The organism is Streptomyces sp. NPDC047049 (assembly GCF_040643995.1).
Taxonomy (GTDB): Bacteria; Actinomycetota; Actinomycetes; order Streptomycetales; family Streptomycetaceae; genus Streptomyces; species Streptomyces mooreae.
On the sequence record NZ_JBEYVM010000006.1, the window covers coordinates 307,986 to 334,256 of the forward strand.

Genomic DNA, 26,271 nt, shown 5'->3' on the forward strand with positions numbered 1-26,271 from the left:
CGGCCCCGGCCCGGCCCGCACGTCACCCCCACCGCCCACCCAAGGGAGGCACCTCCGTGAGGTCCCGTATCTGCCGCCTCGCCCTGGGGACGCTGGTCATCGGACTGACGGCCCCCCTCCTCGGCGCGACCCCGCCGGCCCCTCCCGCCGGCTGGGCCCAAACCCCCACACCCCGTACGGGATTCGAAATCAGCCATGGTGCCCGCTGGACCAGCGAAGCCGAGGAGCGGACGTTCCTCACCACCGTCGACCGCGCCTCGGCACGGGTGCGCGTCGACCGGGTCGGCACCACGCGGCAGGGCCGCCCGATCCGGCTCGTCAGGATCGGTGCCCCGGCCCCCGAGCGCCCGGCGGACGTCCGCCGCGGCAACTCCGTCCTGTTGGTGTGCTCCCAGCACGGCGACGAACCCGCCGGGCGCGAGGCGTGTCTGACCACCGTCCGCAACCTCGCCTACAGCAAGGCCCCGGCCGTCCGGCGGCTCCTGGAGCACACCAGCGTGCTGGTCCTCCCGACCGCCAACCCCGACGGCCGGGCCGCGGACACCCGGGGCAACTCCGACGGCGTGGACCTCAACCGCGACCACTTGGCCCTGCACAGCGCCGAGTCCCGCGCGACGGCCACCGTCCTCCGCGACTACCGCCCCGACACCCTCCTCGACCTGCACGAATACGGCCCCACCGCGCCGTACTACCAGAAGGACCTGCTGTCCCTGTGGCCCCGCAACCTCAACACCGCCGACGGGGTGCACCGCGAAGCCACCGCGCTCTCGCGGGACTTCGTCGAACCCGCCGTCCGCCGCGCCGGATTCTCCACCGGCGTCTACGGCATCTGGACCGACCCGGAGACCGGCGACCCGGTCAAGCAGGTCGCGGGCGACGGCCAGGAACGGATCCTGCGCAACATCACCGGCGTGAAGGGCTCGGTCGGACTGCTCGTCGAGACCCGGGTCGACGCCCTCACCGCCGCCGAGAAGGCCGACTCCGCGCTCAACAACCGGCGCCGGGTGGGCTCCCAACTGGCCACGCTGAAGGCCGCGTTCACCTTCGCCGTCCGGCACCGCCCGCGCATCGAGGCGGCCACCACAGCCGCCCGCCTCGCCGGTTACGCCGACCGCGGCCCGGTCTACCTCGGCGGTGCGGACAACGAACCCCCCGGGGCCGGCGAGATCCTGCCCGCCCCGCCCTGCGCCTACCGTCTGGACGCGGAACGGTTCGCGCAGGTCAAGGACGAACTGGCGCTGCACGGAGTGCTCTGGAAGCGGGCCGGGGACGGCGCCGTGGTGCCACTGCGCCAGTCGCTGCGCGGGCTCGTCCCGCTGCTGTTGGACCAACGGGCCGGTTATCACCTTACGGTCGCGAAGCCCATGAACGTCTGCCCTCGTGTGGTAGGGGGTAACGGGTAAGGAAAATATGGCCCATTGAAGTACCTGGAAAGGTTGACGTGTCGGACACAGTCAAAGGAGCCAGAGACGGGGGTGCCACCCCTTCCCTCGCGGATCTTCCCGAAGACCCGCGGCGGACCGGGCCCCCGCAGACCGACCGTGTGGTCTTCGGTGTGACCGCGCTGCTCACCCTCGCCTTCATCGCCTGGGGAGCGACCTCCACCGAATCCCTCAAGAACGCCTCGACATCCATGCTGAACTGGGTGATCGACAACGGCGGCTGGGCATTCGTGCTCTCCGCCTCCGGCTTTGTGATCTTCGCGATCTGGCTCGCCGTGAGCAAGTACGGCCGGATCACCCTCGGCAAGGAGGGCGAGGACCCCGAGTTCCGGACCGTGTCCTGGATCGCGATGATGTTCAGCGCGGGCATGGGCATCGGCCTGATGTTCTACGGCGTCAGTGAGCCACTGGGGCACTTCACCACACCGCCGCCGGGCACCGACCCCAAGGATGCCGCCCAGGCGATGGACACCGCGATGGCGACCACGATGTTCCACTGGACGCTGCACCCGTGGGCCATCTACGCGGTCGTGGGGCTGGCCATCGCCTACAGTTGCTTCCGGCGGGGGAGGCGGCAGACGATAAGCGCGGTGTTCACCCCACTGATCGGGACCCGGCGGGCGAACGGCTGGGGCGGTCAGGTCATCGACATCCTGGCCATCTTCGCCACCCTCTTCGGCTCCGCCGCCTCGCTCGGGCTCGGCGCGCTGCAGATCGGCAGCGGCATCAAGGTGCTCGGCTGGATGGACAGCGTCAGCACCAGCCTGCTGGTCATCATCATCACCGTGCTGACCATCGCCTTCATCCTGTCCGCGGTCTCCGGCATCGCCAAGGGCGTCCAGATGCTGTCCAACATCAATATGGTGCTGGCGGTGATCCTGGCGGTCTTCGTGTTCGTGGCCGGCCCGACCATCCTCATCCTCAACCTGGTACCGACCTCCCTCGGCTCGTTCCTCGGCGAGCTGCCGCAGCTGGCGGGCCGTACGGAGGCCAGCAGCGGCGCCGACGTGGGCAGCTGGCTGCGCAGCTGGACGGTCTTCTACTGGGCGTGGTGGATCTCCTGGACGCCCTTCGTGGGCATGTTCATCGCCCGGATCAGCCGCGGCCGGACGATCCGCCAGTTCATCGGCGGTGTCATCCTCGTCCCGAGCGTGGTCAGCCTGGCGTGGTTCGCGGTCTTCGGCGGCTCGGCGATGAAGCTCCAGGCCGACAAGAAGCTCAGCGGGTCGAGCACTCCCGAAGGCCACCTCTTCGACGTGCTGCACCAGTATCCGCTCGCCACGGTCATGAGCATCCTGGTCATGGTCCTGGTAGGCATCTTCTTCGTCTCCGGCGCCGATGCCGCCTCCATCGTCATGGGCACCCTCTCGCAGAAGGGCACCTTCGAGCCGACCCGGCTCGTGGTGGTCTTCTGGGGAGTGGTGACCGGCGCGGTCGCCGCGATCATGCTGCTGATCGGCGGCGGCTCGGGCGACGCCCTGACCGGACTGCAGAACCTGACGATCCTGGTCGCGGTGCCGTTCATGGTCGTGATGATCGCCATGTGCTGGGCGCTGATGCGCGATCTGCGCAGCGACCCGCTGATCGTGCGCGGCCAGAAGGGCGAGGCGGCCGTCGAGATGGCCGTGATCGCGGGCCATGAGCAGTACGACGGTGACTTCGAGTTCCGGATCGGGCCGGGCGGCAACGGGAACGGTGCGGACCGCGGGGACACGGAGGACCCTGGGGACGCCGAGCACCGCGGGGACGCCGAGGACCGCGGGGACGCCGAGCACCGCGGGGACGCCGAGGACCGCGGGGACACCAAGGACCGCGGGGACGCCGACGACGCCGGGGTCCGGAGCGGCGAACCCTCCCGGAGCACGACTCCTTGACGAACTGTTCACCTGACGGATGCGTCCCTCAGGGAATGCGCACCGAGGTGCCGTAGGTGCAGGTGAGGGGCCTGCCGGAGCCACGTCCGGCAGGCCCCTCCGGCCGTCCGGGGCCCCCGCCGCGGCCCGTGTCCCCGCCGCCGGCCGGGGCCGGTCCGGGGGTGTGCCGAGCGGATTTGCCCCGGGCCGGGGGCGGTATGTCACAGTGGGCCGTCCCGGTCGGCCGGGCGCGCGCGTGCGCAGCCGCTGCCGGGCTCCCCCTGTACCCAGATGGACGGACTCCGGTCGCGCGTGCGCGTGTCCGGGGCGTTCGCCTCCCTTAACACTCTGAGAGAGCGATGCAGGCAACGACTCTTCTCCCCCGGACCACAGACCTGTTCGACCAGGGTCTGGAGCGGCAAACCGGCGGCGCGCTGCTGCGCTTCGGCGCGGCACGGCGCCGTCCGGCCGGCCGTATCGGCTGGTCGGGCCAGGGCGCCGCCGCCTGGCTCGACGACGCCCGCGGACATCTGTGGTGCGTCGGCGAACCGGATCCGGCCGCCGGACTGGTGCTGCGTGCCGCGCAGGGCCTGCCCGAGCGGGTGCGGGAGTTCACCGGGCCGCGCGGCACCGCCGACCAGGTCAAGCGGCATCTGCCGGTAACCGACGTCGTGGAGTGGATCTTCCGTTGGACGCTGGAGGAACCGTCCGTACACCCGGCGGAGGAGCGGGTGGTCGCCCTTGACGCCTCGCACCACGGGGAACTGCTCGGCTTCCTCAACGAGCACAGCCCGGCCCACTCCACCGGCCCCGGCTCCAGCGACGTGACCCTGTGGGTGGGGATCCGCGGCACGGACGGGCAACTGGTGGCCTGCGGGGCCCTGAGCAGTCTGCGGGACAGCGGGGCTCCGCTGATGGCGTCCGTCGCGACCGACGCCCGCCAGCGCGGTCAGGGACTCGGCGCGGCCCTGACCTCGTGGCTGACCCGGTACGCCGTACGCCACCACGGCTTCTGCACGCTGTGGCAGCTCGCGGACAACGCTCCCGCCGAACGGCTCTACGACCGCCTCGGCTACCGCAACGAGGACCCCTGCGTGTCGGCGCGGATCGCCACCGGCTGACCGGCGGCGCCGTCCCGCCCGGCCTCGTGCGGAGCGGCGGCGGCCGGACCGGGACGGCGAAGGGGCCTGCGCGCGGCCGGACGGCTGCGCACAGGCCCCTCGTACGTCCCGGAACGGGCTACTTCTTGAAGCCGTAGTCCATCAGCTTCTTGGCGTCCGAGGTGCGGTTGACCACCGAGGAGGAGGCCAGGACCGTGCCGATGACCGTCTTGCCATTCCGGGTGGCGGCGAAGACCAGGCAGTACTTGGCCTCCGGACCCGAGCCGGTCTTGACGCCGATGGTGCCCGAGTAGCTGCCGAGCAGGCCGTTGGTGTTCTCCCACGACATGTTGCGGTAGCCGCCGCTCTTCGTCGTGACCTTCTGCGTGGTCGACTTCGTCTTCACGACCGTACGGAAGGTGGAGTACTTCATCGCGCTGCTCGCCAGCTTGGTCAGGTCGCGCGGCGTCGAGTAGTTCGCGCCCTTCCCGATGCCGTCGAACGAATCGAAGTGCGTGTTCTTCAGGCCCAGGGACTTGGCGGTGGAGTTCATCTTGCCGATGAACGACTTCACGCGCGCGGCCCGGGTCGAGCCGCTGCCGAACTTGTCGGCCAGCGCGTATGCCGCGTCGCAGCCGGACGGGAGCATCAGCCCGTACAGCAGCTGGCGGACGGTGACCTTGTCGCCGACGATCAGCTTGGCCGAGGAGGCCCAGTTGTTGTCGACGATGTAGTCGCTGTACGCCTTCTGGACCGTGACCTTGGCGTCCAGGTCGAGGTTCGCCTGCGCCAGCACCACCCGAGCCGTCATGATCTTGGTGGTGGAGCCGGTGGACCGGCGGGTGTCAGCGGCCTTGGTGAAGAGGGACTTCCCCGTGCCGTTGTTCATCACGAAGCCGCCCTTGGCGACGATCGTGGGGGGCGTGGGCGTGGCGGCCTGTGCCGGAGCGGCGAGCGCTCCCGCGGTCAGGACGGCTCCCGCGGTGACAACCGCCGCGGACGCGCGACGCATGCCCCTTTTGCCGATTTTGCGGTTTTTCAAAATGTATACTCCAAATGCCCCTGAAGTGCGGCGATATGGAAATGCCGCTTGCTCATGAGACGCACGAGACCGGTGAAAGGATGTGCGCCCTTGGGCGGCAACTTCATCTCGTCCGGCGCCGATTCACAAGTCCCGGGTGCCCGCCTGCCGTCCGGCGAACAGGCGTCACGGGGCCCGGCGCCGAGGCCGGGCGGGGCGCCGCCAGCGTCAGCGGCCCTGTGATCCGTCACCCTCCCGGAGGGCCCGTACGCTCCGCAGCACCTCGTCCGCGCATCCCCACGACACGGTCACCCCCGCACCCCCGTGCCCGTAGTTGTGGACGCACGGCGTGCCGTCGGGCAGCCGTTCCTCCGCCAGCCGCACCGCCGGGCGGGCCGGACGCAGCCCGACCTTGTGCTCCCGTATCCGGGCCCCCGCCAGCTCGGGGAAGCGACGCGCACAGCGCGCCACGATCGCCTCCGCCACCGCCGGATCGGGCTCCCGCGACCACGCGTTCTCCCGCGCCGTCCCGCCCAGCACCACGCCGTACGGCTGCGGCAGCACATACGTCGTGTCCGCCGAACCCGCGTCGGCGGACACGTACCACTCCTCGATACCGGGGTTCTCCGCGATCACCAGCTGCCCCTGGACCGGATGGACGTCCGGATCGGGTACGAGCTGACGCGCGCCCAGACCCGAGCAGTTCACCACCACGTCGGCGGTCCGGCCGGCCGCGGTCAGTGAGGTGATCTCCCGCCGTTCCATGCTGCCGCCCGCGGCCGTCAACCGCCGCTCCAGGTAGCGGAGATGGGCCGGCATGTCCACCAGGGGGGTGCGGGCCCGCCACCCGGCCGTATGTCCCTCGGGGAGCTCCTGCGCGCTCGCCCGCCGCAATCCGGGCACCGCGGCGTACCAGGCGGCCAGATCGTCGTCGGGACGGTCGCCGGGGTGCGCGTCCTGCCCGCCGCCCGTCGCGTCCGTCATCGTGCCCGTCACCATCCGGGCGCCCGTCTCCTCCGGCCGCCGGGCGAGCGCGGTGAGCACGTGGAAGGACCGCACGGACCACTCGACCGCCCGCTCGTAGGGCCGGATGCGGTACGGCCAGCACAGCCCGCCGGCCACCGCCGAGGTCGTGGCGCCCGCGGCGTCCCGGCTCACCACCCGCACCCGGTGCCCGTCCTCCGCCAGCGCGATCGCCGAGGTCAGCCCGATCACGCCGCCGCCGATCACCGCTACGTCCATGCCACCTGTGTTGATCGCCATGGCGGGACGGTAACGGGTGGGGCGGAGCCTGACGAGGGTGTGGGGAGGCAGGACCGGACGACAGGGGAGCGCGGGGGCGGGCCCCCTTCCCGCCGTGCGCTCGTGATCTTGTGGTAACCCCGCGGCAGTGGTCCGGACAAGCCCGGACCTTAGGGTGGGAGCAGCACCGTTGGCCGATGTCGCCCCTCGGATTCCGCTCTTGCCGTCCGTACGCCGTCGTCTGAGGAGGCTCATGCTCCGCGCGCAGCGCGCCGTGCCCGCCTGGCTGGCCCACCCGTTCCGCTGGCAGCGGCTGCCCGTGCCCTGGGCGGCCGTCGCCCGCGGTGCGCTGTGCGCGGGGCCGCTGCTGGGTGCCGGCATCGCCACCGGCCACCCGGCCCCCGGCGTACTGAGCGCTCTCGGCTCCATGCTGGCGGGGGTCAACGACCGTCCCGGCACCCGGCGCACCGGCATGGTCCACATCGGTCTGCCCGCCCTCGCCTCGGCGTTCGGCATGCTGATCGGCGCCGCGCTGCAGACGGCCGGTGCGGGCTGGTGGATCGTTCCGGCGCTGTTCGCCGTCGGCTTCGTCTCCGGCGCGGGCAGCGTCGCCGGGCCGGTGCGCTCCAACGCCGGTATGCAGATGCTGGCGACCACCGTCCTGGGCGCCGGGATGCCGCTGCCCGGAACGCCCTGGGCGAAGGCCCTCTTCGTCCTCGCCGGCTGCCTGTGGCTGCTCCTGCTGCGGCTCGTCCTGCGCTCGCCCCGGCCCGCGGGCGGTGCGCTCAGCGGCGAGCGGGCGGCGGTCGCCACGGTCTTCGACGCGCTCGCCGATGCCCTGGGCGCGGCCGGCGGGGCCGGCGCCGAGCCCGCCAGGCGCCGGCTCACCGCCGCCCTGGACCGCGCCGACGAGGCCCTGCGGCTGCGCCGGCTCACCAGCAGGCTGCTGCGGCGCCCCGCCCGTACCGAAGAGCTCCTGCTCACCGAGCGGTTCGCCGCGGCGACCGCGCTGTGCGAGGCCAGCGTGGCACTGCTGTGGGAGGCCCGGCCGCTGCCGTCCCGGGTGGCGCTGAGTCCCCGGAAGTTCGCCGAGGCCCTGCGCACCGGACGGTCCCCGGGCCGGCTGTCCGCCCCGGAGACCAGTACGGCCGCACGCGGCGCCTTCGATCAGGCGCTGCTGGACGCGGCGGTCGCGTTCGCCCGCCAGGAGCCGCTGTCCGCGGCACCAGAACCGCCCGCACCGACCGCCGCCGGCCGTCCCGCCTGGCTGACCGTGCCGGGCACCGTGGCCCGGGCGGCGGTGGCTGCCGCCGGCGGGCGGACCCGGCGCGGACGCAGCCTCTTCGGGCCCGCCGGACGGGACTACGGCATGCGGGTCGCCGTCTGCATCGCCGCGAGCGCCGCCGTGGCCCTGCTGCTGCGCCCCGAGCACTGGTACTGGCTCCCGGCGACCACCACCTTCCTCGTCAAACCCGACCTCGGCCCGCTCTTCTCCCGTACGGTCAACCGCTTCGCCGGGACCGTCGCGGGCGTGCTGCTCTTCGCCGGGGCGGGCCTGGTGCTGACCGGTTCGTGGTGGCCCGCGCTGGTGGCGGGCGCGGGTGGCGCGCTGCTGCCGTTCGCCACGCGCCACTTCGCGCTCCAGACCGTGGCGATCACCCTCATGGTGCTGTCGTTCGTCTACGCCAGCGGCGCTCAGGAAGCCGCGGCCGAGCGGGTCGTCGACACCTCCATCGCCTGCGGCATCGTGCTCGTCGTCGGGCATCTGCCACGGCTCGCCGACCCGCGCCGCCGGGTCGGCCACCGGGTCACCTCGGCGCTGCACAGCACCGAGGAATTCCTCCGGCACGTCCTGGAGTCGGCACCGGGTACGGACCCCGCCCGGCGGCTGGCGCTGCGCCGCGCCGCCTACCGGTCGCTGGGGGAGGCCAGGGCGGCGGCGGAGACCGCCGCGGCCGAACTCCTCGCCGCCCGCGACCGCAACCCCGACTGGCTGACCGTCGTCACCGCGGCCGAACGCATCGTGGACGCCGCGACCGCCTGCGCGGTACGCCTGGACCACGGTGCCCGCCGCCCGAGCGTGGCCGAGGCCGAGCGGCTGTGCCAGGCGCTGTCGGCGATGGCCGACGCCCTGGAGGACCCGCGCCGCCGGCCGGCCGGTGGTCTGCCGGGCCCTGATCTGCTGCCGGTCCCGGACTGCGCCACGCTCACGGACGTGGTGGCGGAAGTGGAGCGCATCCGTGGCTATGCGGGGGCGTCCTGAACTGCGGTACCCCGCTGCCGGTTCCACCGGTGGACGCCGTCGCCGGTGCACGCCGCCGCCCGTGAACCTCGTTGCCGGTGAACGTCGTTGCCGGTGAACACCGCGGCCCGTGCACGTCGTTGCCGGAGAACGACGTTGCCGGTCGAACGCCATGGCCCGTGCACGTCGTTGTCCGTGCACGCCGCCGTCAGGCAGGCCGAGGCTGCTGCAGCCCCTGGAGGAGCAGTTCGATCAGACGGCGGGGGTCGTAGCGGGGGTCGCTGTCGCGTCCGACGCAGAGGTTGCCGATGCCGCGCAGCAGCTCGTACGGCCGGGTGCCGGGCCTGATCTCACCGGCGTCGACCGCGGCGTCGAGCAGTTGGGCGCAGACGGGCAGCAGGCGGTCGAGGAAATAGGTGTGCAGTGCGGCGAAGCGGTCGCTGTCGGACTGCAGGGCGTCGGCGAGCCCGTGCTTGGTGACCAGGAAATCGACGAAGAGGTCGATCCAGCGGCGCAGCGCGTCGAGCGGGGAACCGGCGCCGGCCAGCAGGGCCGGGCCGGCCTCGGCGCACGCCTCGATCTGGTGGCGGTAGACCGCGGTGACGAGATCCGCCCGGGTCGGGAAGTGGCGGTAGATCGTGGCCATCCCGACGCCCGCCCTGGCGGCGATCTGCCGGATCGGCGCGTCGACACCGGAGGTGACGAACACCTCGGCGGCTGCGCTGAGCACCGTGCGCCGGTTGCGCTGGGCGTCGGCCCGCTTGCTGCGGGCCGGTGGCTCCCCGGCGGGGCCATCGGTGGGCATCACGTTCTCCCTCGTACGGCTTGACAAAGCGGAGCAGCGATCCGGATATTAAGCGGAGCAGCGTTCCGTTTCATCTTAGCCGAAGCCGGACGCGCACTACCGCCCTGTCCGCAGCCGGCCGCACGAGACCGGCGGGCGGCAGGGCTCACAGAAGGGGAACCCACACCTCGTGAACGCCTCCACCGAGACCGCCGCTGATACCGCCACCGTCACCGCCGGCACCCCGGGCGCGCCCGTCCCGGTCCTGTCCTTCAGCCCGGTGGTGCTGTCCGTTCCCGGACGCCCCGTGGACATGCAGGTCCGCGTCACCGCACCCGCGAGCGGAACGGGACTTCCCGTCATCCTGTTCTCGCACGGTCACGGGCCCTCGAACCACCTCTCCTCGCTGAACGGCTACGCGCCGCTCGTCAACTTCTGGGCGGCACAGGGGTTCGTGGTCGTCCAGCCCACCCATCTCAGCTCCAGGACGCTGAGCCACCTGCTCGCCGACGTCCCCGGAGCACCCTTCTTCTGGCGCTCGCGCCCCGAGGACATGACGCACCTCCTCGACCGGCTCGACGTGATCGAAAAGGCCGTACCGCTGCTCGCCGGGCGGATCGACCACACCAAGGTCGCGGTGGCCGGACACTCCTTCGGCGGCTTCACCGCCGGCCTCCTGCTTGGCGCCCGGGTCACCGACCCCGCCGACGGCGAGGAAGCGAGCCTCATCGAGCCCCGGATCAAGGCGGGCGTGCTGCTGGCCGCGCCCGGCCGGGGCGACGTCCTCAACGGGCCCATGGCGCAGGCGCTGCCCGTCCTGCGGACCACCGACTTCTCCACGATGACCACGCCCGCGCTGGTCGTCGCCGGCGACGCGGACGACTCCCCGCACTTCACGGACCGGGGGCCGGACTGGCACGCCGACCCCTACACCCTGAGTCCCGGCCCCAAGTCTCTGCTCACCCTGTTCGGCGCGGGGCACGCACTCGGCGGGATCCCCGGGTACGACGCCGCCGAGACCACGGACGAGAGCCCCGAGCGGGTGGCCGCCGTCGGGCGGCTCACCGCGGCCTACCTCCGCACCGCGCTCCACCCCGGCGACCGCACCTGGCAGACCGCACGCGAGGCGTCGGCGAGCGGCCCCCACCCCGTCGGACGGATCGAATCCAAGTAGGCCGGCAGGCCGTCTGCGGCACCTGCGCACCCCAGCCGTACCGGCGGCAGCGGGACGGACGCCTGTCCCGCCGCCGCCGGTCGCAGCCGTGGCCCGTCAGCGGCCTCCGCGCTCCGTGCCCAGGAGTCCGGCCCGCCGCAGGGCATCGGCCATCGCGTCATTGGCCGGCCCGGCGTCGCGGCCGCCCCGGCGGTCGCCGCCGCGCTGCCCGCCGCCGCCCTGCCGCTGGCGCGGCGCACCGCTGCGGCCACCGCCCTCACGCGCTCCCCGGCCGCCGCCCTCACGCGGTCCCCGGCCACCGCCGGAACCGCCCGAGCCGCCCCGGCGCTCGCCGCCGCCGGCCGCCGCGGCGCCCTTGTCGTGCTCGTCGTCCAGCCGCAGCGTCAGCGAGATCCGCTTCCGCGGAATGTCGACATCGAGCACCTTGACCCGCACGATGTCGCCCGGCTTCACCACGTCCCGCGGGTCCTTGACGAAGGTCTTCGACATCGCCGAGACATGCACCAGACCGTCCTGGTGGACGCCCACGTCCACGAACGCCCCGAAGGCGGCGACATTGGTCACCACGCCCTCCAGGAGCATCCCCGGCTGCAGATCGCCGATCTTCTCCACGCCCTCCTTGAAGGTCGCCGTCTTGAAGACCGGACGGGGGTCACGGCCCGGCTTCTCCAGCTCCTGCAGGATGTCGCTCACCGTCGGCAGGCCGAAGGAGTCGTCGACGAAGTCCGCGGCCTTCAGTGTGCGCAGCACCGCCGTGTTGCCGATCAACGAACCGACCTCGCTGCCCGCCGACTTCACCATCCGGCGCACCACCGGGTACGCCTCCGGGTGCACGCTGGAGGCGTCCAGCGGGTCGTCGCCGCCCCGGATCCGCAGGAAGCCCGCGCACTGCTCGTACGCCTTGGGGCCGAGCCGCGCCACGTCCTTGAGGGCCTTGCGGGAGCGGAACGGGCCGTTGCTGTCCCGGTGCGCCACGATGTTCTCGGCGAGCCCGGAGCCGATGCCCGACACCCGCGAAAGCAGCGGCGCCGAGGCCGTGTTGACGTCCACGCCGACGCCGTTCACACAGTCCTCGACGACCGCGTCGAGCGAGCGCGACAGCTTCACCTCGGACAGGTCGTGCTGGTACTGCCCGACGCCGATCGACTTCGGGTCGATCTTGACCAGCTCGGCCAGCGGGTCCTGCAGCCGGCGGGCGATGGACACCGCGCCGCGCAGCGAGACGTCCAGGTCCGGCAGCTCCTGCGAGGCGAACGCGGAGGCGGAGTACACCGAGGCGCCGGCCTCGGAGACCATCACCTTCGTCAGCTTCAGCTCCGGCTGCGCGGCGATCAGATCGGCCGCCAGCTTGTCGGTCTCGCGGGAGGCGGTGCCATTGCCGATCGCGATCAGCTCGACGTCGTGCTCGCGGGCCAGCTTCGCCAGCGTGGCCAGTGAGGCGTCCCACTTCTGCTGCGGCACATGGGGGTAGATGGTCTCCGTGGCGGCCACCTTGCCGGTCGCGTCCACCACGGCGACCTTCACACCGGTGCGGAAACCGGGGTCCAGGCCCATCGTGGCGCGCGTACCGGCGGGCGCCGCCAGCAGCAGATCGCGCAGGTTCGAGGCGAAGACCCGCACCGCCTCGTCCTCGGCGGCCTGCCGCAGCCGCAGCCGCAGATCGATCCCGAGGTGCACCTGCACCCGGGTGCGCCAGGCCCAACGGACCGTGTCCTGCAGCCATTTGTCGGCCGGCCGGCCCCGGTCGGCGATGCCGAAGCGGTGCGCGATGGACTGCTCGTAGGAGCTGGGGCCCTCGGTCGCCGCCGACGGGTCCTCCGGCTCCAGCTGGAGATCGAGGATCTCCTCCTTCTCCCCGCGGAGCATCGCCAGCACCCGGTGCGAGGGAAGCTCGGTGAACGGCTCGGCGAAGTCGAAGTAGTCGGCGAACTTCGCGCCCGCCTCCTCCTTGCCCTCGCGCACCTTCGCCGCGACCCGCCCGCGCGACCACATCCGCTCGCGCAGCTCGCCGATCAGGTCCGCGTCCTCGCCGAACCGCTCGGTCAGGATGGCCCGCGCGCCCTCCAGGGCGGCGGCCGGATCGGCGACGCCCTTGCCGTCGTCCACGAACGGCGCGGCGGCCGCGGACGGTTCCACCGAAGGATCGGCGAGCAGCCCGTCGGCGAGCGGTTCCAGGCCAGCCTCCCGCGCGATCTGCGCCTTGGTGCGCCGCTTGGGCTTGAACGGGAGGTAGATGTCCTCCAGCCGCGCCTTGGACTCGGCGCCGCGGATCTGCGCCTCCAGGGCGGCGTCGAGCTTGCCCTGGGACCGTACGGACTCCAGGATCGCGGTCCGCCGCTCCTCCAGCTCCCGCAGATAGCGCAGCCGCTCCTCGAGCGAGCGCAGCTGCGCGTCGTCGAGGGTTTCGGTGGCTTCCTTGCGGTAGCGCGCGATGAACGGAACCGTCGAGCCGCCGTCGAGCAGTTCGACCGCAGCCTTCACCTGCCGCTCCTTGACGCCGAGCTCCCCGGCGATCCTCGCTTCGATGGACCCGAGGGTCCCGATGGGCTCAGTGGATGCCGTCACGTTGATCCTGACCCGCCTTCCAGCGCTTGCGTGAGCCTGCATTGTGCCGGTTGGCGGCCCGGACTGTCGCACCGCCCGGCCGCCCGGGGGTGTCCGCGCGGCTCCCGTGCCCGCCTCCGTGCCCGCCCGCGGGCGGGCACGGAGGCCCGTGGCGCTACGCAGGCCTCACTTGCCGAACAGCGCGGCGGGGAACGCCCCGGCGTTCATGGCGGCGGTGGTGAAACCGGTCGCCAGCTCGGTGAGCCGGGCCACTCCGTCGGCGCCCAGGTGCTCGTACGGCGCCCGGTCCAGCCGGTCCGTCGTCCGCTCCAGGTCCTTGCGCAGCCGGCCCCCGTCCTCGGTCAACTCGCCCTCGGCGTCCAGCAGGCCACGGGCCCGCAGCCGCTCCTGTGCCGCCGCCCAGTCCTCCTCCGACCAGCCTCGGGTCGCCATGACGCCCTTGTAGCTCATCCCGCGGCCGCTGGCGGTGTGGGTGACCAGCGCTTCCAGCCCGTCCAGTTCGGCGTCGAGCAGCGCCAGCAGGTGGCCGTCGCCGCGGTGTTCGCGCAGCAGCGTCGCGGCGTGCCAGTAGGCCAGGTGCGGGGCGCTGGGCACCGGCTGGTCGGCGTGCGCGGCGTACAGCGGCCGGGCCTGGCGGGTGCAGCCCTCGACGGCGCGCAGCGCCAGGTGCGCGGCCTCGGCCATCTCCGGCGACTCGACGGCCTCCGGGCCCAGGAGCCGGCGGAGCGTGGCGTCCACGGCGCGCAGCCGGGCGTCCAGCACGGCCTGCGGCGTGGTCACCGTCCAGACGTCCGGGACGTGCTCGGCGATGAGGTCGTGCTTGAAGTTGTAGAAGGTGGCCGTGATAGTGCCGGGGCCCACCGCGCCCATGGCCGCCGCGCGGCAGGCGAAGTAGGCGGCGCTGCGGTTCTCGATGCCGGCCCGGGCCATCTCCGCGGCGAGCTCCGGCGCGAAGTAGTGCGTGGAGTGGAACGGGTTGACGACGTTGTGGCAGGTACGGCCGGCCTGCTCGGGCAGTGCGCTGGAAGTGGTCATACGGGCAGGTTACCGACCGGTCGGCATGGAGGTGCGTGCAGGGCACCGGAGGGGAGCCACCGGCCGTTGCCGGACCGTGCGATGGCAGAAAGGGTGGGAAATCCGTCATTGCTGCCTCCGCTCCCGCTGCCCAGGATGGAGGCATGGAACAGCGCGAGGTACTCGTCGTCCTCTTCGACGGTGTGCAGGCTCTCGACGTCTCCGGACCGGTCGAGGTCTTCCACGGAGCGACCCTGGAAACCCCGGGCGCCTACCGGATCCGCACCGCCGGCCTCGACGGCACCCCGGTCCGCACCACCAGCGGGCTGACCCTGGTCCCCGACACCACCCTCGGCGCCGCCGGGCCGCCGCACACCCTGCTGGTGCCCGGCGGCCAGGGCACCCGCACCCCCGACCCCCGGCTGATCGACTGGCTGCGCGGCAACGCCCACCGCGCCCGGCGGAAGGTCTCGGTGTGCAGCGGAGCGCTGCTGCTGGCCGAGGCCGGGCTGCTGGACGGCCGCCGCGCGACGACCCACTGGATGCTCTGCGACACCCTCGCCGAACGGTTCCCCGCGGTGCGCGTCGAACCCGAGCCGATCTACGTACGGGACGGCGATCTGGCCACCTCCGCGGGCGTGACGGCCGGTATCGACCTCGCGCTGGCCCTGGTGGAGGAAGATCTCGGCCGGGACCTCGCGCTGACCGTCGCCCGCCATCTGGTCGTGTTCCTGCGGCGGCCCGGCAACCAGACCCAGTTCAGCGCCCAGCTCGCCGCGCAGACCGCACAGCGCAGACCACTGCGCGACGTCCAGCAGTGGATCACCGAGAACCCGGCGGGGGACCTCTCCGTCGACGCCCTCGCCCAGCGCGCCCGCCTCTCCCCGCGGCACTTCGCCCGTGCCTTCCGCGACGAGGTGGGCATGACGCCGGGGCGCTATGTCGACCGGGTCCGGCTGGAGGCCGCGCGGCGGCATCTGGAGGACTCCGCCGACGGCATCGAGCAGGTGGCGCGGTGCTGTGGCTACGGCACCCCCGAGGCGATGCGCCGCGCCTTCCTGCGCGTCCTGGGCGCCTCTCCGGCCGAATACCGCCGCCGCTTCCGGACCGCCGGACCACCCGTCGCCGCGCCCTGATCCCGGCCGGCCGCAAGGGCTCCACCGGGCCGGGCACCACCTCGACCGCTACCGACCTACCGCTACCGGCGTACTGCCCTACCGGCGTATTGACCTACCGACGTACCGACCTACCGACGTACCGACCTACCGATCTACCGACAGGAAGCGCCATGCAGCTCGCGATCCTTCTCTTCGACGGCTTCACCACACTGGACGCCGTCGGCCCCTACGAAACCCTCAGCCGGCTGCCGGGTGCCGAGGCGGTGTTCGTCGCCGAGCGCACCGGCCCGCACCGCAATGACCTCGGTTCGCTCGGGCTGGTCGCCGACGCCACGCTGGACGAGGTCACCGCACCGGACATCCTCGTCGTGCCCGGCGGCCCGGGGCAGCGGGCGCAGATGGCGGACGGCCCGGTGCACGAGTGGATCCGCGCCGTGGACGCCGGCACCACCTGGACCACCTCGGTGTGCACCGGCTCGCTGATCCTGGCCGCCGCGGGCCTCCTCAAGGGGCGCCGGGCGACCTCCCACTGGCTCGCCCTGGACCAGCTCCCGGCGCTGGGCGCCGAGCCGACCGGGGAACGAGTGGTCTTCGACGGCAAGTACGTCACGGCGGCCGGCGTCTCGTCCGGCCTCGACATGGGGCTGACGCTGGCGGGCCGGATCGCCGGGGACGCCGCGGCCCAGGCGATCCAGCTCGGCATCGAGTACGACCCGCAGCCGCCCTACGACGCGGGCTCCCCGGACAAGGCACCGGCCGAGATCACCGCGATGCTGCGGGAGCGCAGCCGGTTCCTGCTGGCCGGGAAGGAGTGAGCAGCCGTCCCACGAGCCGTGCCGGCCCGCCCCGGAGCGGCCCGCCTGAGGCCCGCCCCGGCATCAGCCCGTCGGCCACGTGAAGCGCGGCGCCCTGCGCTCCAGGAAGGCGGCGGCACCCTCCGCGGTGTCGCCGCTCGCCCGCGCCTGCGCGGCCCAGTGGGCGCCGCGCGCCTCGGCCTCGGCCGGCGGCACGTCCCAGGTCCCGTCGGCCAGCTCCTTCGCCGCGGTCTGCGTCAGCAGCGACCGGCTCGCCAGGACGGCCGAGAACTCCGCCACCCGCTTGTCCAGTGCGCCCTCGGGCAGCACCTCGTCCACCAGGCCCGTCCGCAGCGCCCGTGCGCAGTCGATCAACTCACCCGAGAACAACAGGTATTTGGCCGTGGACAGCCCGGTCAGCCGGACCAGCCGCCGGGTGGCGGCCGCCGGATAGGCGACCGCCAGCTTGGCCGGCGTCACCCCGAACAGCGCGCCCTCCTCCGCGAACCGCAGATCGCAGGCAGCCGCCAACTGGGTGCCGCCGCCCACGCAGTAGCCGCGTATCGCCGCCAGTGTCGGCCCCGGGAACGCCGCCAGCGCCTCCTCGGCCGCCGCCGCCAGGCCCTGCGACTCGCCCGCCGGATCCCGCAGCGACCCAATGTCGGCGCCCGCGCAGAACGTCGTGCCCTCGCCGGTCAGCACCAGCGACCGGACCGCACGGTCGGCCGTCAGCCGCTCCAGCAGCGGCGGCAGGTCCCGCCACATCTGCACGGTCATGGCATTCCGCTTGCCGGTATTGCTGATGGTGACGGTCGCTGTGCCGTCGCTGACATGCGTCTTCAGACCGGGTTCCATGCTCCGGATATTAGAGCGACCGTGGCGGACCGGGCCGATACGATCGGCGGCCTGATGTCAGCAACCCTTGTCGCCAAAGACCTCGCCGCCGGCCACGGCGAGCGCGTCCTGTTCTCCGGCCTCGATCTGGTCGTCGCCCCCGGCGATGTGGTCGGCCTCGTCGGCGCCAACGGCGCGGGCAAGTCCACGCTGCTGCGCCTGCTGGCCGGCCTGGACACCCCGGAGGACGGCACGCTCTCGCTCGGCCCGCCCACCGCCACGGTCGGCCACCTCCCCCAGGAGCCCGACCGCCGCCCGGGAGAGACCGTACGCACCTTCTTCGCCCGCCGTACGGGCGTGGCCGACGCCCAGCTCGCCCTGGACACCGCCACCCAGGCGCTGGTCGACGAGCGGCCCGGCGCGGACGACGCCTACGCCACGGCCCTGGAGCGCTGGCTCGCGCTGGGCGCGGCCGACCTCGACGAGCGCGCCGGGGAAACCGCCGGACAGCTCGGGCTGTCCGTCAGCCTCGACCAGCCGATGACCACGCTCTCCGGCGGCCAGGCCGCCCGCGCCTCGCTCGCCTCGCTGCTGCTCTCCCGTTACGACATCTTCCTGCTGGACGAGCCGACCAATGACCTCGACCTGGACGGTCTGCACCGGCTGGAGTCCTTCGTCACGGGGCTGCGCGCCGGCACCGTCCTGGTCAGCCACGACCGCGAGTTCCTGACCCGCACGGTCACCCGTGTCGTCGAACTCGACCTCGCCCAGCAGCAGGTCAACACCTACGGCGGTGGCTACACCTCCTACCTGGAGGAGCGCGAACGGGCCCGGCGTCATGCGCGGGAGCAGTACGAGGAGTACGCCGACACCAAGGCCTCCCTGGAGACCCGGGCGCACACCCAGCGCAACTGGATGGAGAAGGGCGTCAAGAACGCCCGCCGCAAGGCCCCCGACAACGACAAGATCGGCCGCAAGGCCCGGGTGGAGGCCACCGAGAAGCAGGCCGCCAAGGCCAAGCAGACCCAGCGCCTGATCGAGCGGCTGGAGGTGGTCGAGGAACCGCGCAAGGAGTGGGAGCTGCGGATGGAGATCGCCGCCGCGCCCCGGGCCGGCGCGGTCGTGGCCACCCTGCGCGGCGCCGGCCTGCGGCGCGGCGACTTCCGCTTCGGCCCGGTGGACCTGCAGATCGACTGGGCGGACCGGGTCGCCATCACCGGCCCCAACGGCTCCGGCAAGTCGACCCTGCTCGCCGCCCTGCTCGGCCGGCTCCCGCTGGAGACGGGGCACGCCGCCCTGGGCCCCGGCGTGGTGGTCGGTGAGGTCGACCAGGCGCGCGGCCTGCTCTTCGGCGCACCCGGGCCGGGCGACCAGAGGCTGGGCGACCAGCCGCTGATGGACGCCTTCCGTGCCTGTGTCCCCGACCTTGCGCCCGCCGATGTCCGTACGTTGCTGGCGAAGTTCGGGCTGAAGGCGGCGCATGTGCTGCGCCCCGCGCGCACCCTGTCACCGGGGGAGCGGACCCGCGCCGCGCTGGCCCTCCTCCAGGGCCGCGGGGTCAATCTCCTCGTCCTGGACGAGCCGACCAACCACCTCGATCTGCCGGCCATCGAGCAGCTGGAGTCCGCGCTCGCCTCGTACCCCGGCACCCTGCTGCTGGTCACGCACGACCGCCGGATGCTCGAAGCGGTGCACACCACCCGCCGTATCGAGGTCGACGGCGGACGGGTCACCGACCGGGCGGTCTGAGGGCGCGGGCGGATCACCGTGCGATGCGGTCGGTGATCCGGCGCCGGCGGGCCCGCGGCACCCGCGATGATTATCGATTTGGTCCTGAGGCGGCCGACCCGTAAGGTGGTGTTCACCGACGCGGGGTGGAGCAGCTCGGTAGCTCGCTGGGCTCATAACCCAGAGGTCGCAGGTTCAAATCCTGTCCCCGCTACTGAAACAGCGCGGCGGGACCGATGCCCAGGCATCGGTCCCGCCGCGCTGTGCGTTCCGGATGCGTCGTCCCGGGGCGCGGATCGTACGGGGGTCACCTCCGGTAAGTCCGCGAACAACCCATAAAAGCAACAGGATCGGTCGCCGGGCCGATCGCCTCATTCGCAATCGGCCATAAGGCGTCGATAAGCGCTGACTTGTGTTCAGCTGGCCGGTCCGGACCAACGCGTTCTCAACACTCTTCCTGTGAGGATGCCTTCCGGACCCCCTGCAGAACCCCCCGAAGAGCTGACCTCCCCGCTCGCGTACGAAGGTGTCTGGCGGTTCATCGCCCCGGCACTGGAGTCTTCGGTGCCGCAGGCACGCCACGCGGTCCGGGATCTGCTCGCCGAACAGCGTGTTCCCGTGGCCGCCGAGATCATGGACGGCCTGTTGCTCATCGTCTCCGAACTCGTCACCAACGCCGTCCGGCATGCCGCCCTGCTCTCGCCCCAGATCGCCGTCCAGGTCACCATCGGGGCGAACTGGCTACGGGTCGCGGTCGAGGACAGCCACCCCTACCGCCCCAAGGCACTGGAGGCGGAACAGGGTGACGTCGGCGGCCGCGGCCTGTGGCTCGTCAAGACGCTCACCGCGGAGGCGGGCGGCAAATGCGATGTCGAGAACACGAGGAACGGCGGCAAGGCCATCTGGGCCGAGCTGCCGCTGACCCCGCTCGCTACCAGCCCGCCGACCCTCCTGTGAGCTCGCGCACCGCCGGCCGCGCCGCGTCCAGCACGGTCATGAACCAGGCGGAGAACGGCACCTGGGCATGCCGCTCGGCCAGCTCCTCCGGCGTCACGAACGCGATCTCGCCGATCTCCTCGGGGTCGGGCGCCGGCTCGGCCCGCACCAGCCCGACGAACAGGTGGTTGTACTCCTGCTCGACGAGGCCGGAGGCCGGGTCGGGGTGGTTGTAACGCACGGTGCCCGCCTCCGCCAGCAGGGCGGGCGCCAGGCCCAGCTCCTCCGAGGTCCGCCGGGCCGCGGCCACGAACGGTGCCTCACCGGGATACGGGTGGCCGCAGCAGGTGTTGGACCACACACCGGGGGAGTGGTACTTCCCCAGCGCCCTGCGCTGCAGCAGCAGCCGCCCCTTCTCGTCGAAGAGGAAGACGGAGAACGCCCGGTGCAACTGCCCGGGAGCCTGGTGGGCCGCGAGCTTTTCCGCGGTGCCGATCGTCGTACCGTCCTCGTCGACCAGCTCCAGCATGATCGGTTCGGCGGCGCCGCCCGGTGTGCTCACCGCCGGGTCCCCGGCGGTCTGTCCGTTGGCAGGTGTGATCGGCATGCCCATCCTTGTCGTCGGTCTTCGACGCCAAGTCTGCCCTAGCCGGGTCCGCATCACCGGCAGAGCGGGTGCGCGGCGCCACATGCCAGCGCGCCGCTCCTTCTGCGCGCCCGGCCGTGAGATGGTCCACACCCCGCCGCTGCGCCCTTCGCCGCCGATACGGACGGCGTGCGCGTCCCGGTGACGGCGGCGCCGGTCGCCGACCGCCCCCGGACCTGGGATGGCTCTCGCCACACCGGCCCCGGCACAACCCGCCCGCCCCGTGACCAGCCCGCTCATATCCGGCACCGGAGAGAATGCCAGGTCCGCGGGCCAGTTGTTCATGGGCCACTTGATCCACCATGATGATCGCGGCAGGCGCAGCCGTCGGTCACTCGATCGAGCGGTGAATGCGCGGTGAACGGCCGCATCCGGCGATCCGATAGCCTCTGCCGACGTGCCACCCCAGCCCACCGGGCGCCAGGTGTGCCACGCCCGCTGCCCGGGTAGTTCGTATCGAATGCGGATCGATCACGAACCGTCCGTGCTGCCTTGTCAGCATCCAAGGAGTGAGTTCGACTGTCGACCGCCATCCTCACCGGTCCGCCGGTCGCCGGGTCGCCGCTCGAAGCCGACCTGCGCACGCTGGGCTTTGACGTTCGTATCGCGGACGATGCCGCATCCGCCGCCGAGCTGGTCGCCGCGGTGCCCGCCCAGGAGCGGGTCGCCGTCGTCGACCCCCGTTTCGTCGGCCATCTGCACGCCCTGCGGCTCGCACTGACCGACCCCCGCTTCCCCGCCGCGGCGGTGCCGGGCGCGCTCACCGCGCAGCCCGAGGCGCGCGCCGCGCTGGCCCGCGCGGTCGGCCGGATCCCGGTCGGCGCCGGCACCGCCCACCTCACGGACGTCCTCACCGACACGCTCACCGAATCCCTCGACCGCGAGGTGAGCGGGCTGCACCGCGTGGAGCTCGGCAGCCTGGTCGCCACCGTCGCGCTCACCCCGGCACAGCGCGAGGACGCCCGGGAAGCCGTCGCCGCCGTCGACGACGAGGCCGTACGGCTGCGCACCGCCGTGAAGTCCCGTGACGGGTTCTTCACCACCTACTGCATCAGCCCGTACTCCCGCTACCTGGCCCGCTGGTGCGCGCGCCGCGGGCTCACCCCCAACCAGGTCACCACCGCGTCCCTGCTGACCGCGCTGATCGCGGCCGGCTGCGCGGCCACCGGAACCCGCGGCGGCTTCGTTGCGGCCGGACTGCTGCTCCTCTTCTCCTTCGTCCTGGACTGCACCGACGGGCAGCTCGCCCGCTACTCCCTGCAGTACTCGACGATGGGCGCCTGGCTGGACGCCACCTTCGACCGGGCCAAGGAGTACGCGTACTACGCGGGCCTGGCGCTGGGCGCGGCCCGCGCGGGCGACGACGTATGGGCGCTGGCGCTGGGCGCGATGGTGCTGCAGACCTGCCGCCATGTCGTCGACTTCTCCTTCAACGAGGCGAACCACGACGCGACGGCCAACACCAGCCCCACCGCCGCGCTCTCCGACAAGCTCGACAGCGTCGGCTGGACGGTCTGGGTGCGCCGCATGATCGTGCTGCCGATCGGTGAGCGCTGGGCCATGATCGCGGTGCTCACCGCGCTCACCACCCCGCGCATCGTCTTCTACGCCCTGCTCATCGGCTGTGCGCTGGCCGCCTGCTACACCACGGCAGGCCGGGTGCTGCGCTCGCTGACCCGCCGGGCCCGCCGCACCGACCGCGCCGCCCAGGCGCTGGCCGATCTCGCCGACTCCGGGCCGCTCGCCGAGCTGATCGCCGGCCGTGGCCGCGGCCGGGGCCGTACCGGTTCCTTCCTGGCGCCGGTCATGGCGTTTCTCTCAGCCGCCGTGCTGCTGGTCTGGGTGATCTTCCAGGACGACCCCATGTCCTGGCTGACCGTCGGCGTCGCCGCCTGCTCCGCGCTGCTGGCCGGTGCCGCCGTGGCACGGCCGCTCAAGGGCGCCCTCGACTGGCTCGTTCCGCCGTTCTTCCGGGCCGGCGAATACGTCACGATTCTGGTCCTGGCCGCCCGTGCGGACGTCCCCGGAGCGCTGCCCGCGGCGTTCGGGCTGGTCGCGGCGGTCGCCTACCATCACTACGACACGGTCTACCGCATCCGCGGTGGCACCGGAGCCCCGCCGCGGTGGCTCGTCCGGGCGACCGGCGGACATGAGGGACGGATCCTCGTGATCACCGTCCTCGCCGCCGCTCTGTCCCCCTCAGGTTTCACAATCGCGCTGACGGCCCTTGCTGTGGTCCTGGCGCTGCTGGTGCTCATCGAGAGCATCCGTTTCTGGGTGTCCTCCCAAGCACCCGCCGTACACGATGAAGGAGAACCCGCATGATCGGCCTCGTGCTGGCTGCCGGCGCCGGACGGCGTCTGCGCCCCTACACCGACACTCTGCCCAAGGCCCTGGTGCCGGTCGACGGGGACACCACCATCCTCGACCTGACCCTCGGCAACTTCGCCGAGATCGGCCTGACCGAGGTCGCGATCATCGTCGGCTACCGCAAGGAAGCCGTCTACGAGCGCAAGGAGGCCCTGGAGCAGAAGTACGGCCTCAAGCTCACCCTCATCGACAACGACAAGGCCGAGGAGTGGAACAACGCCTACTCCCTGTGGTGCGGTCGTGACTCGATCAAGCACACCGTGATCCTCGCCAACGGCGACACCGTGCACCCGGTCTCCGTCGAGAAGACCCTGCTCGCCGCCCGCGGCAACGGCCAGAAGATCATCCTCGCGCTGGACACCGTCAAGCAGCTCGCCGACGAGGAGATGAAGGTCGTCGTGGACCCCGCCAAGGGCGTCCAGAAGATCACCAAGCTGATGGACCCGGCCGAGGCGACCGGTGAGTACATCGGCGTCACCCTCATCGAGGGCGAGGCCGCCGACGAGCTGGCCGACGCCCTGAAGACCACCTTCGAGCGGGACCCCGACCTCTACTACGAGGACGGCTACCAGGAGCTCGTCAACCGCGGCTTCAAGGTGGACGTGGCCCCGATCGGCGACGTCAAGTGGGTCGAGATCGACAACCACGACGACCTGGCGAAGGGCCGTGACATCGCATGCCAGTACTGACCCGCCTCATTCCGTCCCCGGTCGTCGTTGACATCAACGCCGGCGCCCTGGACGACCTGGCGGGCCTGCTGGCCGATCAGCGCATCTCCGCGTCGGGCAAGCTCGCCATCGCGATCAGCGGCGGCTCGGGGGCACGGCTGCGCGAGCGGCTGTCCCCCGCGCTGCCCGGCGCCGAGTGGTACGAGGTCGGCGGCGGCACCCTGGACGAAGCGATCAAGCTCGCCGACGCCATGAAGAAGGGGCACTACGACGCGGTCGTGGGCCTCGGCGGCGGCAAGATCATCGACTGCGCCAAGTTCGCCGCTGCCCGCATCGGCCTGCCGCTGGTCGCCGTGGCGACGAACCTGTCGCACGACGGCCTGTGCTCGCCGGTCGCCACCCTCGACAACGACGCGGGCCGCGGTTCCTACGGTGTGCCGAACCCGATCGCCGTGGTGATCGACCTCGACATCATCCGGGAGGCCCCGGTCCGGTTCGTCCGCTCCGGCATCGGCGACGCGATCTCCAACATCTCCGCGGTCGCGGACTGGGAGCTCTCGCACCGCGAGACCGGCGAGGCGATCGACGGACTGGCCGCCGCCATGGCACGCCAGGCCGGCGAGGCCGTGCTCCGGCACCCCGGTGGGGTCGGCGACGACGCCTTCCTCCAGGTGCTGGCCGAGGGCCTGGTCCTGACCGGCATTTCGATGTCGGTGGCCGGTGACAGCCGTCCGGCGTCCGGCGCCTGCCACGAGATCAACCACGCGCTCGACATCCTCTACCCCAAGCGCGCCGCGAGCCACGGCGAGCAGTGCGGCCTCGCCGCCGCCTTCGCCACGCACCTGCGCGGGGACAAGGAGACCCGTGACCTGATGGTCGAGGTGCTGCGCCGGCACGGCCTGCCGGCCACGCCGGGCGAGATCGGTTTCACGGACGAGGAATTCGTCGCGGCCGTCGAGTACGCACCCAAGACCCGCCCCGGGCGCTACACCATCCTCGAACACCTCGACCTGTCCACCGACCAGATCAGGGACGCCTACGCCGACTATGCACAAGCCATCGGTAGCTGAGCTCCGGCCGGTCGTTCACCCCCCGGGGGTGAAGGACCGGCGGAGCGGCGAGCACTGGGCCGGCCGGCTCTACATGCGCGAGCTCTCGCTGCGCATCGACCGCCACCTGGTGAACACGCGGATCACCCCCAACCAGCTGACCTACGTGATGACCGTGGCCGGCGTCCTCGCCGCACCCGCCTTGCTGGTGCCGGGGATCCCGGGGGCCCTGCTCGGCGTGCTGATGGTCCAGCTCTACCTGCTGCTCGACTGTGTCGACGGCGAGGTCGCCCGCTGGAAGAAGCAGTTCTCCCTGGGCGGGGTGTACCTGGACCGGGTCGGCGCCTACCTGTGCGACGCGGCGGTGCTCGTCGGCTTCGGCCTGCGCGCCGCCGACCTGTGGGGCTCGGGCCGGATCGACTGGCTCTGGGCCTTCCTCGGCACCCTCGCCGCGCTCGGCGCCATCCTGATCAAGGCCGAGACCGACCTCGTCGGTGTCGCCCGTCACCAGGGCGGTCTTCCGCCGGTCAAGGAGACGGCGTCCGAGCCGCGCTCGTCCGGTATGGCGCTGGCCCGCAAGGCGGCCGCGGCGCTGAAGTTCCACCGCCTGGTCCTCGGGGTCGAGGCCTCCCTGCTGATCCTGGCCCTGGCGGTCCTGGACACGGTCAGGGGCGATCTGTTCTTCTCGCGGCTCGGCGTCGCCGTGCTGGCGGGCATCGCGCTCCTGCAGACCCTGCTGCACCTCGTGTCCATCCTCGCCTCCAGCAGGCTCAAGTGACGGGAGCCGGTGTGGGTAGGAGCATGAAGCTCGGTGCGGTTGTCCTGACCATGGGCAACCGCCCCGAGGAACTGCGCGCGCTGCTGGACTCGGTCGCCAAGCAGGAGGGCGACCCGATCGAGATCGCGGTCGTGGGCAACGGTTCGCCGCTGCCCGAGCTTCCCGAGGGCGTACGGACCGTCGAGCTGCCGGAGAACGTCGGCATCCCGGCCGGCCGCAATGTCGGCATCGAGGCGTTCGGCCCCGGCGGCAACGAGGTCGACGTCCTGCTCTTCCTGGACGACGACGGGCTGCTGGCCAGGGAGGACACCGCCGAGCTGTGCCGGGAGGCCTTCGCCGCCGACCCCGAGCTCGGGATCATCAGCTTCCGGATCGCCGACCCGGACACGGGGGAGACCCAGCGCCGCCATGTGCCGCGGCTGCGGGCCTCGGACCCCCTGCGCTCGTCGCGGGTCACCACCTTCCTCGGCGGTGCCAACGCGGTCCGTACGCAGGTGTTCGAGGAGGTCGGCGGGCTGCCCGACGACTTCTTCTACGCCCACGAGGAGACCGATCTGGCCTGGCGGGCGCTGGACGCCGGCTGGCAGATCGCCTACCGGTCGGACATGGTGCTCTTCCATCCGACGACGGCACCGGCCCGGCATGCCGTCTACCACCGGATGGTGGCCCGTAACCGGGTGTGGCTGGCCCGGCGCAACCTTCCCGCCCTGCTGGTTCCGGTCTATCTCGGTGTCTGGTTTCTGCTCACCCTCGCCCGCCGGCCCTCGCGGCCGGCGCTGCGGGCCTGGCTGGGCGGCTTCAAGGAGGGCTGGGCGACCCCGAGCGGTCCCAGGCGCCCCATGAAGTGGGCTACCGTTTGGCGACTGACCCGACTGGGCCGCCCTCCCGTCATCTGACAAGCTCATCTCTGAGA

At 72.3% G+C, this 26,271-nt stretch carries 21 protein-coding genes and 1 tRNA gene; 15 read left to right on the top strand and 7 right to left on the bottom strand.

Going from position 1 to position 26,271, the window contains the following annotated elements:
* The first annotated feature begins 56 nt into the window (after positions 1 to 56).
* The 3 genes from ABZ851_RS17750 (at position 57) to ABZ851_RS17760 (ending at position 4,416) form a co-directional block, all read left to right on the top strand.
* Positions 57 to 1,403, top strand: coding sequence for a M14 family metallocarboxypeptidase (locus tag ABZ851_RS17750; protein ID WP_361128088.1), 1,347 nt, complete (start codon positions 57 to 59; stop codon positions 1,401 to 1,403).
* Positions 1,404 to 1,543: 140 nt separating this feature from the next.
* Positions 1,544 to 3,316 (top strand): BCCT family transporter, encoded by a 1,773-nt coding sequence (locus ABZ851_RS17755; RefSeq protein ID WP_361128091.1) that lies wholly within the window; start codon positions 1,544 to 1,546, stop codon positions 3,314 to 3,316.
* Positions 3,317 to 3,654: 338 nt separating this feature from the next.
* Positions 3,655 to 4,416: a GNAT family N-acetyltransferase gene (locus ABZ851_RS17760; RefSeq protein ID WP_361128094.1), complete on the top strand. Its 762-nt coding sequence runs from the start codon at positions 3,655 to 3,657 to the stop codon at positions 4,414 to 4,416.
* A gap of 118 nt (positions 4,417 to 4,534) precedes the next feature.
* Here ABZ851_RS17760 and ABZ851_RS17765 read toward each other — a convergent pair whose 3' ends face one another.
* Positions 4,535 to 5,407, bottom strand: coding sequence for a serine hydrolase (locus ABZ851_RS17765; protein WP_336051699.1), 873 nt, complete (start codon positions 5,405 to 5,407; stop codon positions 4,535 to 4,537).
* A gap of 237 nt (positions 5,408 to 5,644) precedes the next feature.
* Complete coding sequence (locus tag ABZ851_RS17770) at positions 5,645 to 6,679, bottom strand: FAD-dependent oxidoreductase (protein ID WP_361128099.1); 1,035 nt, start codon at positions 6,677 to 6,679, stop codon at positions 5,645 to 5,647.
* Between the two features lie 232 nt (positions 6,680 to 6,911).
* Between ABZ851_RS17770 and ABZ851_RS17775 the strand changes: the two genes are divergently transcribed.
* The gene (locus ABZ851_RS17775; protein WP_361128102.1) at positions 6,912 to 8,921 is read left to right on the top strand and encodes an FUSC family protein; all 2,010 of its coding nucleotides are present in this window, start codon (positions 6,912 to 6,914) and stop codon (positions 8,919 to 8,921) included.
* A gap of 187 nt (positions 8,922 to 9,108) precedes the next feature.
* On the opposite strand, the gene ABZ851_RS17780 is transcribed toward ABZ851_RS17775, so the two are convergent.
* The gene (locus ABZ851_RS17780) at positions 9,109 to 9,705 is read right to left on the bottom strand and encodes a TetR/AcrR family transcriptional regulator (protein WP_361128105.1); all 597 of its coding nucleotides are present in this window, start codon (positions 9,703 to 9,705) and stop codon (positions 9,109 to 9,111) included.
* A 244-nt stretch (positions 9,706 to 9,949) separates the two neighbouring features.
* Here ABZ851_RS17780 and ABZ851_RS17785 point away from each other — a divergent pair, with 244 nt between their 5' ends.
* Positions 9,950 to 10,858 (top strand): chlorophyllase, encoded by a 909-nt coding sequence (locus ABZ851_RS17785; protein WP_361128250.1) that lies wholly within the window; start codon positions 9,950 to 9,952, stop codon positions 10,856 to 10,858.
* Positions 10,859 to 10,954: 96 nt separating this feature from the next.
* Here the strand turns inward: ABZ851_RS17785 and ABZ851_RS17790 are convergent, their stop codons facing one another.
* Both ABZ851_RS17790 and ABZ851_RS17795 read right to left on the bottom strand, forming a co-directional pair.
* Entirely contained in the window at positions 10,955 to 13,423 is a 2,469-nt protein-coding gene (locus tag ABZ851_RS17790; RefSeq protein ID WP_361128108.1) for a Tex family protein, read from the bottom strand.
* A gap of 165 nt (positions 13,424 to 13,588) precedes the next feature.
* Entirely contained in the window at positions 13,589 to 14,458 is an 870-nt protein-coding gene (locus tag ABZ851_RS17795; RefSeq protein ID WP_361128111.1) for a hypothetical protein, read from the bottom strand.
* 143 nt (positions 14,459 to 14,601) lie between these two features.
* On the opposite strand from ABZ851_RS17795, the gene ABZ851_RS17800 reads away from it, so the two are divergent.
* Positions 14,602 to 15,573, top strand: a complete 972-nt coding sequence (locus ABZ851_RS17800; protein WP_361128114.1) for a GlxA family transcriptional regulator — start codon at positions 14,602 to 14,604, stop codon at positions 15,571 to 15,573.
* 152 nt (positions 15,574 to 15,725) lie between these two features.
* Positions 15,726 to 16,370, top strand: coding sequence for a DJ-1/PfpI family protein (locus ABZ851_RS17805; RefSeq protein WP_361128117.1), 645 nt, complete (start codon positions 15,726 to 15,728; stop codon positions 16,368 to 16,370).
* A gap of 63 nt (positions 16,371 to 16,433) precedes the next feature.
* Here the strand turns inward: ABZ851_RS17805 and ABZ851_RS17810 are convergent, their stop codons facing one another.
* Positions 16,434 to 17,204, bottom strand: a complete 771-nt coding sequence (locus ABZ851_RS17810; protein ID WP_361128120.1) for an enoyl-CoA hydratase-related protein — start codon at positions 17,202 to 17,204, stop codon at positions 16,434 to 16,436.
* Positions 17,205 to 17,258: 54 nt separating this feature from the next.
* Here ABZ851_RS17810 and ABZ851_RS17815 point away from each other — a divergent pair, with 54 nt between their 5' ends.
* From ABZ851_RS17815 to ABZ851_RS17825, 3 genes are all read left to right on the top strand, one after another.
* Positions 17,259 to 18,932 carry an ABC-F family ATP-binding cassette domain-containing protein gene (locus tag ABZ851_RS17815; RefSeq protein ID WP_361128123.1) on the top strand — a complete coding sequence of 558 codons (1,674 nt, stop codon included), beginning with the start codon at positions 17,259 to 17,261 and terminating at the stop codon, positions 18,930 to 18,932.
* Positions 18,933 to 19,051: 119 nt separating this feature from the next.
* Positions 19,052 to 19,125, top strand: a tRNA-Met gene (locus ABZ851_RS17820).
* Between the two features lie 251 nt (positions 19,126 to 19,376).
* Positions 19,377 to 19,868 carry an ATP-binding protein gene (locus tag ABZ851_RS17825; RefSeq protein WP_361128253.1) on the top strand — a complete coding sequence of 164 codons (492 nt, stop codon included), beginning with the start codon at positions 19,377 to 19,379 and terminating at the stop codon, positions 19,866 to 19,868.
* On the opposite strand, the gene idi is transcribed toward ABZ851_RS17825, so the two are convergent.
* Entirely contained in the window at positions 19,843 to 20,454 is a 612-nt protein-coding gene (gene idi / locus ABZ851_RS17830; protein ID WP_361128126.1) for an isopentenyl-diphosphate Delta-isomerase, read from the bottom strand. The two genes, ABZ851_RS17825 and idi, sit on opposite strands and share 26 nt — an antisense overlap.
* Positions 20,455 to 21,012: 558 nt before the next feature.
* Here idi and ABZ851_RS17835 point away from each other — a divergent pair.
* From ABZ851_RS17835 to ABZ851_RS17855, 5 genes are read left to right on the top strand one after another with little or no spacing between them, the layout of a single operon-like run.
* On the top strand, positions 21,013 to 22,818 hold the full coding sequence (locus ABZ851_RS17835; RefSeq protein ID WP_361128256.1) for a DUF5941 domain-containing protein: 1,806 nt from the start codon (positions 21,013 to 21,015) through the stop codon (positions 22,816 to 22,818).
* Complete coding sequence (locus ABZ851_RS17840; protein WP_069570960.1) at positions 22,815 to 23,552, top strand: phosphocholine cytidylyltransferase family protein; 738 nt, start codon at positions 22,815 to 22,817, stop codon at positions 23,550 to 23,552. Before ABZ851_RS17835 ends, ABZ851_RS17840 begins: the two co-directional genes overlap by 4 nt.
* Positions 23,540 to 24,601: an iron-containing alcohol dehydrogenase family protein gene (locus ABZ851_RS17845; protein ID WP_088801053.1), complete on the top strand. Its 1,062-nt coding sequence runs from the start codon at positions 23,540 to 23,542 to the stop codon at positions 24,599 to 24,601. The genes ABZ851_RS17840 and ABZ851_RS17845 overlap by 13 nt, the downstream gene beginning before the upstream one ends.
* On the top strand, positions 24,579 to 25,358 hold the full coding sequence (locus ABZ851_RS17850; protein WP_361128131.1) for a CDP-alcohol phosphatidyltransferase family protein: 780 nt from the start codon (positions 24,579 to 24,581) through the stop codon (positions 25,356 to 25,358). The genes ABZ851_RS17845 and ABZ851_RS17850 overlap by 23 nt, the downstream gene beginning before the upstream one ends.
* A 23-nt stretch (positions 25,359 to 25,381) precedes the next feature.
* Positions 25,382 to 26,254 (top strand): glycosyltransferase, encoded by an 873-nt coding sequence (locus ABZ851_RS17855; protein WP_361128259.1) that lies wholly within the window; start codon positions 25,382 to 25,384, stop codon positions 26,252 to 26,254.
* Positions 26,255 to 26,271 lie beyond the last annotated feature (17 nt).